General features: G+C 67.4%; 6 protein-coding genes and 2 rRNA genes. 3 read left to right on the forward strand and 5 right to left on the reverse strand.

Annotated elements, in window-relative coordinates:
• Positions 1-55: 55 nt before the first annotated feature.
• The 3 genes from OHA55_RS13755 to OHA55_RS13765 form a co-directional block, all read right to left on the reverse strand.
• Positions 56-3,181 (reverse strand): 23S ribosomal RNA (locus OHA55_RS13755).
• Positions 3,182-3,477: 296 nt separating this feature from the next.
• Positions 3,478-5,003 (reverse strand): 16S ribosomal RNA (locus OHA55_RS13760).
• Together the 16S and 23S rRNA genes form the textbook arrangement of a ribosomal RNA operon.
• A gap of 683 nt (positions 5,004-5,686) precedes the next feature.
• Positions 5,687-6,241, reverse strand: coding sequence for a MarR family winged helix-turn-helix transcriptional regulator (locus OHA55_RS13765; protein ID WP_266706196.1), 555 nt, complete (start codon positions 6,239-6,241; stop codon positions 5,687-5,689).
• A 155-nt stretch (positions 6,242-6,396) separates the two neighbouring features.
• Between OHA55_RS13765 and OHA55_RS13770 the strand changes: the two genes are divergently transcribed.
• Entirely contained in the window at positions 6,397-7,704 is a 1,308-nt protein-coding gene (locus tag OHA55_RS13770) for an MFS transporter (RefSeq protein ID WP_266710641.1), read from the forward strand.
• A gap of 32 nt (positions 7,705-7,736) precedes the next feature.
• On the opposite strand, the gene OHA55_RS13775 is transcribed toward OHA55_RS13770, so the two are convergent.
• Positions 7,737-9,464, reverse strand: a complete 1,728-nt coding sequence (locus OHA55_RS13775; RefSeq protein WP_266706198.1) for a SpoIIE family protein phosphatase — start codon at positions 9,462-9,464, stop codon at positions 7,737-7,739.
• A gap of 612 nt (positions 9,465-10,076) precedes the next feature.
• Positions 10,077-11,525 (reverse strand): NAD(P)/FAD-dependent oxidoreductase, encoded by a 1,449-nt coding sequence (locus OHA55_RS13780; RefSeq protein ID WP_266706200.1) that lies wholly within the window; start codon positions 11,523-11,525, stop codon positions 10,077-10,079.
• A gap of 342 nt (positions 11,526-11,867) precedes the next feature.
• Between OHA55_RS13780 and OHA55_RS13785 the strand changes: the two genes are divergently transcribed.
• Together OHA55_RS13785 and OHA55_RS13790 are read left to right on the forward strand one after the other, a co-directional pair.
• Positions 11,868-12,797 (forward strand): TetR/AcrR family transcriptional regulator, encoded by a 930-nt coding sequence (locus OHA55_RS13785; protein ID WP_266706202.1) that lies wholly within the window; start codon positions 11,868-11,870, stop codon positions 12,795-12,797.
• Between the two features lie 213 nt (positions 12,798-13,010).
• Positions 13,011-15,251, forward strand: coding sequence for a sigma-70 family RNA polymerase sigma factor (locus OHA55_RS13790; protein WP_266706204.1), 2,241 nt, complete (start codon positions 13,011-13,013; stop codon positions 15,249-15,251).
• Positions 15,252-15,254: the final 3 nt, after the last annotated feature.

The raw sequence follows: 15,254 nt of genomic DNA on the forward strand, positions 1-15,254 counted from the left end.
CCGGAAAAACACGGCGGTTGTTATTTCAGAACCAACACAGTGGACGCGAGCAACTGAGGACAAGCCCTCGGCCTATTAGTACCAGTCAGCTCCACCCGTTACCGGGCTTCCACATCTGGCCTATCAACCCAGTCGTCTACTGGGAGCCTTAACCCCTCAAAGGGGGTGGGAATACTCATCTTGAAGCAGGCTTCCCGCTTAGATGCTTTCAGCGGTTATCCTTTCCGAACGTAGCCAACCAGCCATGCCCTTGGCAGGACAACTGGCACACCAGAGGTTCGTCCGTCCCGGTCCTCTCGTACTAGGGACAGCCCTTCTCAATATTCCTACGCGCACAGCGGATAGGGACCGAACTGTCTCACGACGTTCTAAACCCAGCTCGCGTACCGCTTTAATGGGCGAACAGCCCAACCCTTGGGACCGACTCCAGCCCCAGGATGCGACGAGCCGACATCGAGGTGCCAAACCATCCCGTCGATATGGACTCTTGGGGAAGATCAGCCTGTTATCCCCGGGGTACCTTTTATCCGTTGAGCGACAGCGCTTCCACAAGCCACTGCCGGATCACTAGTCCCGACTTTCGTCCCTGCTCGACCCGTCGGTCTCACAGTCAAGCTCCCTTGTGCACTTACACTCAACACCTGATTGCCAACCAGGCTGAGGGAACCTTTGGGCGCCTCCGTTACTCTTTAGGAGGCAACCGCCCCAGTTAAACTACCCATCAGACACTGTCCCTGATCCGGATCACGGACCGAGGTTAGACATCCAGCACGACCAGAGTGGTATTTCAACGGCGACTCCACAACCACTGGCGTGGCCGCTTCAAAGTCTCCCACCTATCCTACACAAGCCGAACCGAACACCAATATCAAACTGTAGTAAAGGTCCCGGGGTCTTTCCGTCCTGCTGCGCGAAACGAGCATCTTTACTCGTAATGCAATTTCACCGGGCCTATGGTTGAGACAGTCGAGAAGTCGTTACGCCATTCGTGCAGGTCGGAACTTACCCGACAAGGAATTTCGCTACCTTAGGATGGTTATAGTTACCACCGCCGTTTACTGGCGCTTAAGTTCTCAGCTTCGCCGACCCGAAAGTCAGCTAACCGGTCCCCTTAACGTTCCAGCACCGGGCAGGCGTCAGTCCGTATACATCGCCTTACGGCTTCGCACGGACCTGTGTTTTTAGTAAACAGTCGCTTCTCGCTGGTCTCTGCGGCCACCCCCAGCTCATGGAGTAAATCCAATCACCAGTGATGGCCCCCCTTCTCCCGAAGTTACGGGGGCATTTTGCCGAGTTCCTTAACCATAGTTCACCCGAACGCCTCGGTATTCTCTACCTGACTACCTGAGTCGGTTTAGGGTACGGGCCGCCATGAAACTCGCTAGAGGCTTTTCTCGACAGCATAGGATCATCCACTTCGCCACAATCGGCTCGGCATCAGGTCTCAGCCTTAACGTGTGACGGATTTGCCTACCACACGGCCTACACCCTTACCCCGGGACAACCACCGCCCGGGCTGGACTACCTTCCTGCGTCACCCCATCGCTTACCTACTACAAGTCTGGTTCATCGGCTCCACCACTACCCTCAACTCCGAAGAGATCGGGCCGGCTTCACGGACTTAGCATCGCCTGATTCAGTACTGGGCGTTTCAAAGCGGGTACCGGAATATCAACCGGTTGTCCATCGACTACGCCTGTCGGCCTCGCCTTAGGTCCCGACTTACCCTGGGCAGATCAGCTTGACCCAGGAACCCTTAGTCAATCGGCGCACACGTTTCTCACGTGTGTATCGCTACTCATGCCTGCATTCTCACTCGTGAACCGTCCACAACTCGCTTCCGCGGCTGCTTCACCCGGCACACGACGCTCCCCTACCCATCCCAGCCCCCGTTGGGGGTATGTGCTGGAATGACACGACTTCGGCGGTACGCTTGAGCCCCGCTACATTGTCGGCGCGGAATCACTTGACCAGTGAGCTATTACGCACTCTTTCAAGGGTGGCTGCTTCTAAGCCAACCTCCTGGTTGTCTCTGCGACTCCACATCCTTTCCCACTTAGCGTACGCTTAGGGGCCTTAGTCGATGCTCTGGGCTGTTTCCCTCTCGACCATGGAGCTTATCCCCCACAGTCTCACTGCCGCGCTCTCACTTACCGGCATTCGGAGTTTGGCTAAGGTCAGTAACCCGTTGGGGCCCATCGCCTATCCAGTGCTCTACCTCCGGCAAGAAACACACGACGCTGCACCTAAATGCATTTCGGGGAGAACCAGCTATCACGGAGTTTGATTGGCCTTTCACCCCTAACCACAGGTCATCCCCCAGGTTTTCAACCCTGGTGGGTTCGGTCCTCCACGAAGTCTTACCTCCGCTTCAACCTGCCCATGGCTAGATCACTCCGCTTCGGGTCTAGAGCGTGCAACTCAATCGCCCTATTCGGACTCGCTTTCGCTACGGCTTCCCCACACGGGTTAACCTCGCTACACACCGCTAACTCGCAGGCTCATTCTTCAAAAGGCACGCAGTCACGACGCACCAAGCAAGCTTGATGCGCGACGCTCCCACGGCTTGTAGGCACACGGTTTCAGGTACTATTTCACTCCGCTCCCGCGGTACTTTTCACCATTCCCTCACGGTACTATCCGCTATCGGTCACCAGGGAATATTTAGGCTTAGCGGGTGGTCCCGCCAGATTCACACGGGATTTCTCGGGCCCCGTGCTACTTGGGTGTCTCTCAAACGAGCCGTTAATGTTTCAGCTACGGGGGTCTTACCCTCTACGCCGGACCTTTCGCATGTCCTTCGCCTACATCAACGGTTTCTGACTCGTCTCACAGCCGGCAGACTGTGAAAGAGAGATCCCACAACCCCGCATGCGCAACCCCTGCCGGGTATCACACACATACGGTTTGGCCTGATCCAGTTTCGCTCGCCACTACTCCCGGAATCACGGTTGTTTTCTCTTCCTGAGGGTACTGAGATGTTTCACTTCCCCTCGTTCCCTCCACACTGCCTATGTGTTCAGCAGCGGGTGACAGCCCATGACGACTGCCGGGTTTCCCCATTCGGAAACCCCCGGATCAAAGCTAGGTTGACAGCTCCCCGGGGACTATCGTGGCCTCCCACGTCCTTCATCGGTTCCTGGTGCCAAGGCATCCACCGTGCGCCCTTAAAAACTTGGCCACAGATGCTCGCGTCCACTGTGCAGTTCTCAAACAACAACCAGCCACCCATCACCCCAAACCTTACGGCTGAGTTCACTGGGACCGGACTGAAGGCAGCCTCTCGGCCGTACCCTCAGATACCCAACAACGTGCCCGACACGACCGATCCATCATTACTTTCCACGCCGAAGCAGTACTCGCAACAACCAACCAACCGTGCCGAATAGTCAACGTTCCACCCATGAGCAAACCACCGTCGAACATTTGCCGACGAAGTGGCCCTCGACCCCATTACAGGGCCTAGATGCTCCTTAGAAAGGAGGTGATCCAGCCGCACCTTCCGGTACGGCTACCTTGTTACGACTTCGTCCCAATCGCCAGTCCCACCTTCGACAGCTCCCTCCCACAAGGGGTTGGGCCACCGGCTTCGGGTGTTACCGACTTTCGTGACGTGACGGGCGGTGTGTACAAGGCCCGGGAACGTATTCACCGCAGCAATGCTGATCTGCGATTACTAGCAACTCCGACTTCATGGGGTCGAGTTGCAGACCCCAATCCGAACTGAGACCGGCTTTTTGAGATTCGCTCCGCCTCACGGCATCGCAGCTCATTGTACCGGCCATTGTAGCACGTGTGCAGCCCAAGACATAAGGGGCATGATGACTTGACGTCGTCCCCACCTTCCTCCGAGTTGACCCCGGCAGTCTCCTGTGAGTCCCCATCACCCCGAAGGGCATGCTGGCAACACAGAACAAGGGTTGCGCTCGTTGCGGGACTTAACCCAACATCTCACGACACGAGCTGACGACAGCCATGCACCACCTGTATACCGACCACAAGGGGGGCACCATCTCTGGCGCTTTCCGGTATATGTCAAGCCTTGGTAAGGTTCTTCGCGTTGCGTCGAATTAAGCCACATGCTCCGCTGCTTGTGCGGGCCCCCGTCAATTCCTTTGAGTTTTAGCCTTGCGGCCGTACTCCCCAGGCGGGGAACTTAATGCGTTAGCTGCGGCACCGACGACGTGGAATGTCGCCAACACCTAGTTCCCAACGTTTACGGCGTGGACTACCAGGGTATCTAATCCTGTTCGCTCCCCACGCTTTCGCTCCTCAGCGTCAGTAATGGCCCAGAGATCCGCCTTCGCCACCGGTGTTCCTCCTGATATCTGCGCATTTCACCGCTACACCAGGAATTCCGATCTCCCCTACCACACTCTAGCTAGCCCGTATCGAATGCAGACCCGGGGTTAAGCCCCGGGCTTTCACATCCGACGTGACAAGCCGCCTACGAGCTCTTTACGCCCAATAATTCCGGACAACGCTTGCGCCCTACGTATTACCGCGGCTGCTGGCACGTAGTTAGCCGGCGCTTCTTCTGCAGGTACCGTCACTTTCGCTTCTTCCCTGCTGAAAGAGGTTTACAACCCGAAGGCCGTCATCCCTCACGCGGCGTCGCTGCATCAGGCTTTCGCCCATTGTGCAATATTCCCCACTGCTGCCTCCCGTAGGAGTCTGGGCCGTGTCTCAGTCCCAGTGTGGCCGGTCGCCCTCTCAGGCCGGCTACCCGTCGTCGCCTTGGTAGGCCATTACCCCACCAACAAGCTGATAGGCCGCGGGCTCATCCTTCACCGCCGGAGCTTTTAACCCCGTCCCATGCGGGACAGAGTGTTATCCGGTATTAGACCCCGTTTCCAGGGCTTGTCCCAGAGTGAAGGGCAGATTGCCCACGTGTTACTCACCCGTTCGCCACTAATCCACCCCGAAAGGCTTCATCGTTCGACTTGCATGTGTTAAGCACGCCGCCAGCGTTCGTCCTGAGCCAGGATCAAACTCTCCGTGAATGTTTTCCCGTAATCGGGATCACAACACGAGAGCGGAACGACCAGGTCGGAATATGACCGGTCGTTCACAGCGTCCTCGCTGTTGTTGCCCACCGGACCGTTGAGGCCGGTAGGACTTTTCAAAGGAACCACCAACCTGCCGAAGCAGGCCGGGGTATCAACATATCTGGCGTTGACTTTTGGCACGCTGTTGAGTTCTCAAGGAACGGACGCTTCCTTCGGTCCCGTTTCACCGGGGCCCTCCGGGCGCTTCCCTTCGTTCTTGCGTTTCCGACTCTATCAGACTCTTTCGTGTCCGATTCCCGGTCGAAGCGGGTCAAGCGATTTTCGCTTTCCAGTTCTTCGCTTTCGCGTTTCCCTTTCCGGCGAGTCCGACTCTATCAGATCCTTTCGGGCCTGATTCCCAGTCAGTGGGGCTTGTCTTCCCGGCCGTTGGGCCGTTCCGACGTCTCAAACTCTAGCGGCTCTTCCCCGCAACTCATAATCGAGTCTTCGAAATGAATTCCGGCATGCCGAAATTATCCCGAGTGTGGGTTCGTGCAGAGTTTGTTTGCCGCTGTCCGCGGCGGGATCGGCTGCCCCGGAACCATCCGGCTCCGTGACAACTCGGAGAACTTTACTGATCGCGGGGTGCCGTGTCAACCCTGACCGACGACACCCGCGGCGCTCGGTGAAGAGCGCCTTCAGGAGAGATCGGTGAGCCGGCCGCCCGCGTCCGGCTGGGCTTCCTCCACCCGGCGCAGCAGCCGGAACAGCAGCTCGCTGAGGACTCCGCGTTCGTCGCCGGAGAGGTCCTGGAGGACGTCCTCCTCGAAGACGGTCGCCATGCGCATCGCTTCCAGCCACTTCGCGCGGCCTTCGTCGGTGACCTCCACGATGACGCGTACCCGGTTGCTCTCGTCCCGGTCGCGGGTGACGAGGCCCTCGGCCGCCATGCGGTCGATGCGGTGCGTCATGGCCGCGGGGGTGAGCCCGAGGCGCTTCGCCAGTTCGCCGGGGCCCAGGCGGTAGGGGCTGCCTACGAGGACGAGGGTCTTCAGGACCTCCCACTCGGCGTTGCTGATGCCCAGGGCCGCGAGCTGTCTTCCGTAGGCGACGTTCATCCGACGGTTGAGCCGCCCCAGGGCCGATACGACCTGCTCGACCTGCGGGTCCAGGTCGCTGTATTCGCGCTGGTAGGCCGCGATCTGCTCGTCGAGGCTCGGCTCGTCGGGGCCCAGCTCGGTGGTTTCGGACATGGCGGGCAGTATCGCATGCGACTCCACACCCTTCGAAGTCCTTCAATGTTCATTGTTGAAGTTCTAACTTTAGTGCTAAAGTCTTCGGGTCTGTGTAGTTCGGGGGCGCAATGAGCTGCCCCGTGATCGTGGGGTAGGTGAGTGTGACCAGGGAGATGGGCGCAGCGCTGCGGCGGATTCAGCTGGGGAGCGCGCTGTCCGCGTTCGGTACCGGGTTCACCGTTCCGTATCTGTACGTCTACGTGGCGCAGGTACGCGGTCTCGGCGCCGGTACGGCGGGAGTCGTGCTGGCGGTTTTCGCGATGGCAGCACTGGTCGTCCTTCCGTTCACCGGGCGGGTCATCGACCGGCGCGGTCCGTTGCCGGTGCTGATGGGCGCCTCGGTCGTGGCGTCGGCCGGCGTCGCGTCGCTCGGCTTCGCGGGCGGGGTGACGACGGCGGTGCTGTCGGCCGCCGTGCTCGGCGCGGGTGCCGCGGTCATGCAGCCGGCGCTCGCCACCCTGCTCGTCCGTTCTTCCACCGCCACGACCCGTACCCGCGCCTTCGCCATGCAGTTCTTCCTGCAGAACCTGGGCATGGGCATCGGCGGGCTGGTCGGCGGGCAGATCGTCGACACGGACCGGCCGGGGTCGTTCACCCTGCTCTTCGTGGTCGAGGCCGTGATGTTCCTGGTGCTCGGCGCCGTCGTGAGCACCGTGCGGCTGCCCCACGCGCCCGTCGTGCCGCGCTCCGCCGACGGGGCCGGTACCGCGACGGACGGCCGGGGCGGGCTGCGGGCGATGCTGTCGCACCGGGCCATGGTCCAGCTCTGTGTGCTGGGCTTCGTGGTGTTCTTCGCCTGCTACGGCCAGTTCGAGTCCGGGCTCGCGGCGTACGGCACCGAGGCCGCCGGCATCGAACCGTCCGCACTGGGCCTGGCGCTGGCCGCCAACACGGCCGCGATCGTCCTCGCCCAGTTCGTGGTGCTGCGGCTGGTGGAGCGGCGCAAGCGCAGCCGGGTGATCGCCGGAGTCGGCCTGATCTGGGCCTTCGCCTGGGTGGTGGCCGGTTACGCGGGCCTCGGGCACGGCAGCCAGACCATGGCAACGGCCGCGATGATCTCGACGTACGCCCTCTTCGGGCTCGGCGAGTCGATGCTGTCTCCCACCGTCGCCCCGCTCGTCGCCGATCTGGCGCCCGAGTCGATGGTCGGGCAGTACAACTCGGTGTTCGCCCTGTGCAAGCAGCTCGCGCTGGCGCTCGGACCCGCGGTCGGGGGTCCGATGGGGGCCTCGCTGCACGCCCCGTACATCCTGACGTTCGTCCTGGTGTCGCTGGGGATCACGGTGCTGGCGCTGCGGCTGGGACGACGGCTCACCCCGGTGCAGGACCAGCCCTCGCTCGCCGCCCTGCCGTCACGGGTGGTCGCGGTGTCCCTGCCCGAGCCGACGGGACCCGTCCCGGCGCACGCGCCGACCGTCTGAGCCTGTCGGGTACGCGCCCCGGGACGGCGGCGTCACCGGGGCAGCGCGAACTCGCACCACACCGCCTTGCCCCCGCCCGGGGTGCGGCGGCTCCCCCAGGACGTGGCGACCGCGGCGACGATCGCGATGCCGCGCCCCGACTCGTCTCCCGGCTCCGCCCTCCGGCGGCGCGGCAGGTGGTCGTCCCCGTCCGTCACCTCGATGATCAGCCGCCGGTCGGTGCGCCGGAGCCCCAGACGGGTGGGCGGGGTGCCGTGCTGGAGCGAGTTGGCGACCAACTCGCTCGCGGCCAGCACACCGCGGTCGCGCAGCTCGTCCGGGAAGCGCCAGGAGGTCAGCACCCCGGTGGCGAAGGCCCGGGCGCGCGGCGCCGCCTCCACTCCGCCGAGGAGATCGAGCGAGGCGTTGTGGAAGAGTTCCGCGTCCGCGCCCTTGCGCGCGGGGTGCTGGACCACCAGGACCGCCACGTCGTCGTCGTGCTCGGCGGTCACTCCCAGGGAACGGATCAGCCGGTCGCAGACGACCTGCGGAGAGCCCTTCGCGCCGGAGAGCGCCCGGCCGAGCGCGGCCACGCCCTCGTCGATGTCCTCGCTGCGGCGCTCCACCAGACCGTCCGTATAAAGGACGGCGGTCGAACCGGGCGGCAGCGCGATCGTGCCGGAGGTGTGGATCCAGCCGCCCGTACCCAGCGGCGGGCCGGTCGGGTCCTCGGCGACGTGCACCGTCCCGTCCTCGTCGCACACCAGGATCGGCAGGTGTCCGGCCGAGGCGAAGACGAGGTGGCCCTCGTTGGGGTCGTGCACCGCGTAGACGCAGGTGGCGATCTGGGTGGCGTCGATCTCGGCCGCCAGGCCGTCGAGCAGCTGGAGCACCTCGTGCGGGGGCAGGTCGAGGCGGGCGTACGCGCGCACCGCCGTGCGCAGCTGGCCCATGACGGCCGCGGCCCGGACCCCGCGGCCCATCACGTCGCCGATGACGAGGGCGGTGCGGCCGGCGCCCAGGGTGATGACGTCGTACCAGTCGCCTCCGACCGCCGCGTCCGTGCCGCCGGGCTGGTAGGTCGCGGCGATCCGCAGGTCGTCCGGCTGCTCCAGCTCCTGCGGGAGCAGTGAGCGCTGGAGGGTGACGGCCATCTCGCGGTGGCGGCGTTCGCTGGTGCGGAGCCGTTCGGCCGCTTCGGCGTGGTCGGTGACGTCGGCCGCGTGCACCAGTACGCCGCCCTCGCGCAGCGTCCCCTCGGCCGGCGAGCCGCCCTCGGTGTCCCAGGGGGTGACGGGTGTGCAGGTCACGGTGTACGAGCTGCCGCCGAGGGTCCGGCGGGACTTGACCGTGCGCGGGGTGCCGCTGCGCAGGACCTGGTCCATCAGGGGCAGCACGCTGAGCTCGGCGAGTTCCGGCATGGTCTCGGCGGCGGGCGCGCCGCAGGGGCGGGGGCCGAAGGCCGTCTCGTATGCGGCGTTGACGTACGCGACCCGGTGGTCGGGGCCGTGGAACAGCGCCACGGGTGCGGGGAGCCGGCCGAGGATCTCGCGGGCCGGCAGGTCGTCGAGGACCGGCACCGTGCCGGCGCCGCCGGACTTCTGCGGGGCACCGGCGGGCGGCTCGTCGGGAGTCGGCGGGACGGCCGTGCCGGCCTGCGGGGCGGGGGATTCCGACTGTGCGTACTCGGCCCGGGCAGCGGGGACGGAACCGCGGTCGTCCCGGGCGGCGGCGCGACGCTGCGTTCCGGGAAGACGGGCGCTCCAGCGCGTGAAGTTCACGTATTTCTGCCTCGTGTGTCGGTCTGGTCCGCTCGGGCTGGCTGCTTCTGCTGCATCTGCTGCGTCGTGGCACCGCGTCCGCCCCGTCGTCCGCTCACCGTGCGGCGCTCGGCCGGCGGCTTCCGCGTCCTCGGCCGGGGTCAGGGGCGGGGCGCGGCCCGGGAAAGGTACGGCAGGGCCTTGTCGTGCTGTCCGTGCGATGTCGCTGTTCACCGGTGGCAGCGCCGGTGACCGCCGGGGGTCGGGCCGGCGTTCACCTCTGGTCGCGGTCGACCGGGTCACTCTGTGCAGATGCGGACGTACCTATGGTCACACGTCCAGTGTGACGGAGCGTACTGACAGTCGTCATTCGGCCGCCGGTACGGGTCCGCCGCACGTCCGGCCGACCGGGGCCTTTGGACAGGGTGGCGCACCTGCCCTCCCCGGGACGTGCGCGACCGGGCCGAGCGGTCGGGACCGGCCTCGTGCGACGGCGGTACGGCACCGGTCCTCCATCGGTACGACCATCGGTACGACGGGATCTCATGCCTCTCCGGGAGCGGTTCGGAAGCGATTCGGAAGCGATTCGGAAGCGGGACCTGGACGGCGGGCGACCCGTACGGCGCGGGGCGGTCAGCCCGGCGGTTCCTTCGGCTCCGGGGGCTCGTCGCCGGTGCCGGGGTGGCGGCGCGGAGGCGGGGCCCGGTGGGGTCCTGCGCCCCCGGCCGCCAGTTCGAACTCGGCGCGGGGGTGCTCCAGGGAGCCGAGGGAGACGATCTCGCGGGTGAAGAGTCCGGACAGTGTCCATTCGGCGAGTACGCGCGCCTTCCGGTTGAACGTCGGTACGCGGCTGAGGTGGTACGCCCGGTGCATGAACCAGGCGGGGTAGCCCTTCAGCCGCCGCCCGAAGACGTGGGCGACGCCCTTGTGCAGGCCGAGGGAGGCCACCGAGCCCGCGTGCGCGTGCCGGTATGCGGTGAGCGGACGCCCGTCGAGAGCGGCGACGACATTGCCCGCCAGGACCTTCGCCTGGCGGACGGCGTGCTGGGCGTTGGGCGCGGTCGTGGCGCCCGGTTCCGGAGCGGTCAGATCGGGGACGGCCGCCGCGTCGCCCGCCGCCCAGGCGTGCTGGGTACCGGCGACCCTGAGGTCGGCGGTGCAGCGCAGTCTGCCCCGCCCGGTGACCGGGAAACCGGATTCGGCGATGAGCGGAGCGGGCCTCACCCCTGCCGTCCAGACGAGCGTGCGGGTCGGGAAACGGGAGCCGTCGCTCAGTACGGCGACCCGGTCCTCGCAGGAATCCAGCCGGGTGTCCAGGCGGACGTCGACATTGCGTCCGCGCAACTCCCGCACGGCGTACGTCCCCATGGCCTCACCGACTTCCGGGAGAATCCGCCCGGTCGCCTCGACGAGAATCCATCTCAGGTCGTCGGAGCGGATGTTGTGGTAGTACCGCGCGGCGTAGCGGGCCATGTCCTCCAGTTCGGCGAGTGCCTCCACACCGGCGTACCCCCCGCCGACGAAGACGAAGGTGAGAGCCGCGTCGCGGAGGGCCGGATCGCGGGTGGCCGAGGCGATGTCCATCTGCTCGATGACGTGGTTGCGCAGCTTGATCGCCTCCTCCACCGTCCGGAAACCGATCCCGGACTCGGCGAGTCCGGGGACCGGGAGCGTGCGCGCGACGGAACCGGGGGCGAGGACCAGTTCGTCGTACGGCATCTCCACCGCCCCGTCGCCGGGCCCGCCGGTGGCAAGGGTGCTCACGGTGGCGGTCCGGTTCACGTGGTCGATGCGGTGGACCTCGCCGACGACGATGCGACACCGGCGGAGTACCCGGCGGAGCGGGACGACGACGTGCCGGGGCGAGATCGATCCGGCCGCCGCTTCGGGAAGGAACGGCTGATACGTCATATAGGGGTCGGGCGTGACGACCAGGATCTCGATCTCGCCGCTCCTCAGCCTGCTCTTCAGCTTCCTCTGGAGGCGCAGCGCCGTATACATCCCGACGTAGCCTCCGCCGACGACGAGAATGCGCGCACTTGGCCTGCTGCCGGGGGCCGTTCCCCGGGATTCTGGAGCCATCACCACCCCATGACGCAACGGAGTCGCAGGTTTGTCCACAGGCCCTGCAAATTGTGTGACCGGGAAGCTCCGGCGCGCGGGCTCACTACCCGTCAGGAAAGTCCGGGTAGTCCCGCAGGTCAGGCAGGTGGAAAGGGGGCGCGCGCATGGGCGGAAACAGTAATCAACGGGTCCTTGCTCCGATCGAGGGGCGCTCCGTGCGGAACTGCCCCTTCTGAATTGCCCCCCGCTCAACTATGTTCGTAGCCGATCGGGGTGGGGGATGGGGCAGTTCGGCACTCCTCCCTCCGGTTCACATGGTGGGGAAGTCTCCGGGGGGAGACGTCATAACCGGGGGAAGTCATGCACATTCAGGATTCGCATGGGCAGGTTGCCGTCCCGGCCTCGACCGAGGCCGTCGCACGGCTGAGCACACCGGGAGCGCTCGCCGTCGTCGAGTCGTCCCGCCCGGCCGGCGGGGCGGGTTCGGGCTTGGGCAGGGCGCTGGGGGCCGTCGCGCCAAACGCCCCGGCCGCTCCGGCGGTCGGTTCCGCCGCAGGTCCCGCCGCTGGTTCCACGGCCGTTTCCTCGACCGGAGCCGCGGTTCGTTCCGCGCCGCTGCGCGTGGACGCGCAGCGCAACCTGGAGCACGTCCTGCGCGCCGCGCGGGAGGTCTTCGGTGAGCTGGGGTACGGCGCCCCGATGGAGGACGTGGCCCGGCGCGCCCGGGTCGGAGTGGGCACCGTCTACCGCCGGTTCCCCAGCAAGGACGTCCTGGTGCGTCGAATAGCCGAGGCCGAGACCGCTCGGCTGACGGAGCAGGCCCGCGCGGCGCTCGGGCAGGAGGACGAGGCGTGGTCCGCGCTCTCCCGTTTCCTCCGGACGTCGGTGGCGTCCGGTGCGGGCAGGCTGCTGCCGCCGCAGGTGCTGCGCGTGGAGACCTCGCCGAGGGGCGAGGACACCGTCCGCACCGCTGGGGACGGCGCGGACGGGACGCGCGTACCGCAGCAGCGGCAGAACGCGGCTGCGACTGACCTCCGCCAGACGCCGCAGCGGCCGGCCGGACAGGAGGACGAGGAGAGCTCGGGCACGGGTGAATTGCTGGAGGTGGTGGGCCGACTCGTCGAACGGGCGCGGGAATCGGGCGAGCTGCGCACCGATGTGACCGTTGCCGACGTGCTGTTGGTGATCGCGACCTCGGCACCCTCGCTGCCAGACCCGGCCCAGCAGGCCGCCGCGTCCGCACGGCTGCTGGACATCCTGCTGGAGGGACTGCGTTCGCGCCCCGCGTGAGCGCGTGAGGGGCTGTCCGCGCTCCGGGGGGCCGCCGGCCGTTGACCGGCGGCCGGCCGGCGGCGCGCCCTTCCCGTTCGGATGACCTCTCGCGCTCCCATTCGGTCGGCCACCCCGGACGAGTGGAAGGTGGGGCTGAACCGGCGCGCGGCGCAAGGGCCTTGTGGCAGTGTGGCCCGGAATCGGGTTCACGGCAGGTACGGGGGCTCCGCGATGAGCGGTGACGGCACACGGGAAGAGCCGCTCGACGGCGTCTCGACCGAGGGCGGCACCCAAGGCCGGGAGGGCCCCGAGGCCCCCGAAGGCACGGTCCCCGCACCGCGCCGCGCGCAGATGCACCCGCGGGGCGGCGAGGAGAGGCTCCCCGGCACCGCGAGGCCCGTCGTCCGACCGGCCGACGGCGGATCGGCCGACGGCGGATCGGGCAGCACCGACGGGCGGGAAGTCCCGGGAGCGCCGACGGGGCGCGACGTCCCGGCGGCAGGACAGGTACGAGCATCGCGGGGCGTCCCGAACCCGCAGCACCCCGCCCGGTTCGCTGCGGAGGCTCCGGCAGGGAGCGGCGACACGGTGCTGCCGGGCCCCTGGTCGGTGCCTCCGCAGCGCACCGGGCGGGGTTCCGCGACCGGCCTCACCGTGTCGGACGCCGAGCTGATCAGGGGTATGCGGTCCGGTGACGACCGGGCGTACGAGGAACTGTTCCGGCGCCACTCCGGCGCCGTCCGACGCTACGCGCGCACCTGCTGCCGGGACGCGCACACCGCGGACGACCTGACGGCCGAGGTCTTCACCCGGACCCTTCAGGCGGTACGCGGGGGAAAGGGGCCCGAAGAGGCCGTCCGTGCCTATCTGATGACCGCGGTCCGGCATGTCGCCGCCGCCTGGACGAAGAGCGCGAAACGCGAGCACCTGGTCGACGATTTCGCGGTGTTCGCCGCCGGGGCGGCCCGCACCTCGGAGCTCTCCGACGACGACACCCTGGACCTGGGCGCCGACGTCCGCGCGATGCACGAGGCCGAACAGTCCATGGCCCTGCAGGCGTTCCGCAGTCTGCCGGAACGCTGGCAGGCCGTGCTCTGGCACACCACCGTGGAGGAGGAGTCGCCGAGCGAGGTCGCCCCGCTCTTCGGGCTGTCGGCCAACGCCACGGCGGTGCTCGCGGGACGGGCCCGTGAGGGGCTGAAGCAGGCCTACCTCCAGGCGCACGTCAGCCAGGCCCTGGTGGCGGGCGGTGACTGCGCGCGGTACGCCGACCGGCTCGGCGCGTACGCGCGGGGCGGCCTACGGACGCGGGCGGAGCGCGGACTCCGCAAGCATCTGGACGAGTGCGCCAAGTGCCGTCTGGCGGCCGGCGAGTTGAAGCAGGTCAACGCGGGGATTCCCGCGCTGCTGCCGGTCGCGGTCATCGGCTGGTTCGCCGCCGCGTACTCGCTCAAGGCTGCGGGAGCCGTCGCCGGCGGCACGCTCGGCGTGGCCGGGGCCGGGGCCGCAGCCGCCGCGACCGGGTCCGGCACCGGAACGGGTGCGGCCGCGGGTACGGCCTCGGCGGGCGGCGCCGCGGCGGGCGGGTCCGGCGGCGGATCGGCAGCCGGTGGCGCGGCGGCGGAGGGCCTGGGCGCCCCGGTCAAGGTGGGGATCGCGGCCGCGGTGGCCGTCGCGGCGGCTGCCGGACTGGTGTGGGCGCTGGCCGGCGACGACCGGCCCGAGCCGGTGGCCAAGCCCCCGGTGGCGGCGGCCTCGGTCCCGTCCGCCGCGCCCTCGCCCGAGCCACCCGTACCGGTACCGCCCCGCGCACCGGAGCCGTCCCCGCCGACACCCTCCCCGGCCGCGCCGAAGCCGGCCGTACCGGAGCCGTCCCCACCGGAGGCCGTGCCGGAGCCGTCGGCGCCGGTGACGCCCACGCCGGAGCCCTCGGCCGCACCCGAGGTGCCCGCTCCCTCTCCGCCGGCCGCCGAGGAGCCGCCCGCCCCGGCGCCCACTCCTCCCGCCGACGAGCCCGCGCCGAAGACCCCGGCGAGCTCGGCCCACTGGTTCAGCGAGCTGCGTTACGACCTCCTGGACGACGGGCCCGGGCCGAAGGTGGAGCTCGCCGGGAGCAGCCCGATCTGGCAGCGCCGGAGCCTGTCGATCGCCTCCACCGCGTACGCGCACGGTGTGACGGTGGCGGGCCGTTCGTCGGTGTCCGTACGGCTGGACGGGCGCTGCACGCGTTACGAGGCGATGGCCGGCATCGACGATCTGGCCCTCGGCCTGGGCGCGGTGCGCTTCTCGGTGATCGGGGCCGGGGGCGAAGTGCTGTGGGCATCCGGGGTCGTGCGGGCCGGCTCCCCCGCCGTACCGGTGAGCGTCTCCCTGGACGGGCTGGAGACGGTGCGCCTGGTCGTCGAGTCCGCGCGGCCGCTCGGCGGGGCGACGATGGCCGACTGGGCCGACTCCCGGTTCACCTGCGGGTAAGCC

It is taken from the genome of Streptomyces sp. NBC_00102 (assembly GCF_026343115.1).
Lineage (GTDB): Bacteria > Actinomycetota > Actinomycetes > Streptomycetales > Streptomycetaceae > Streptomyces.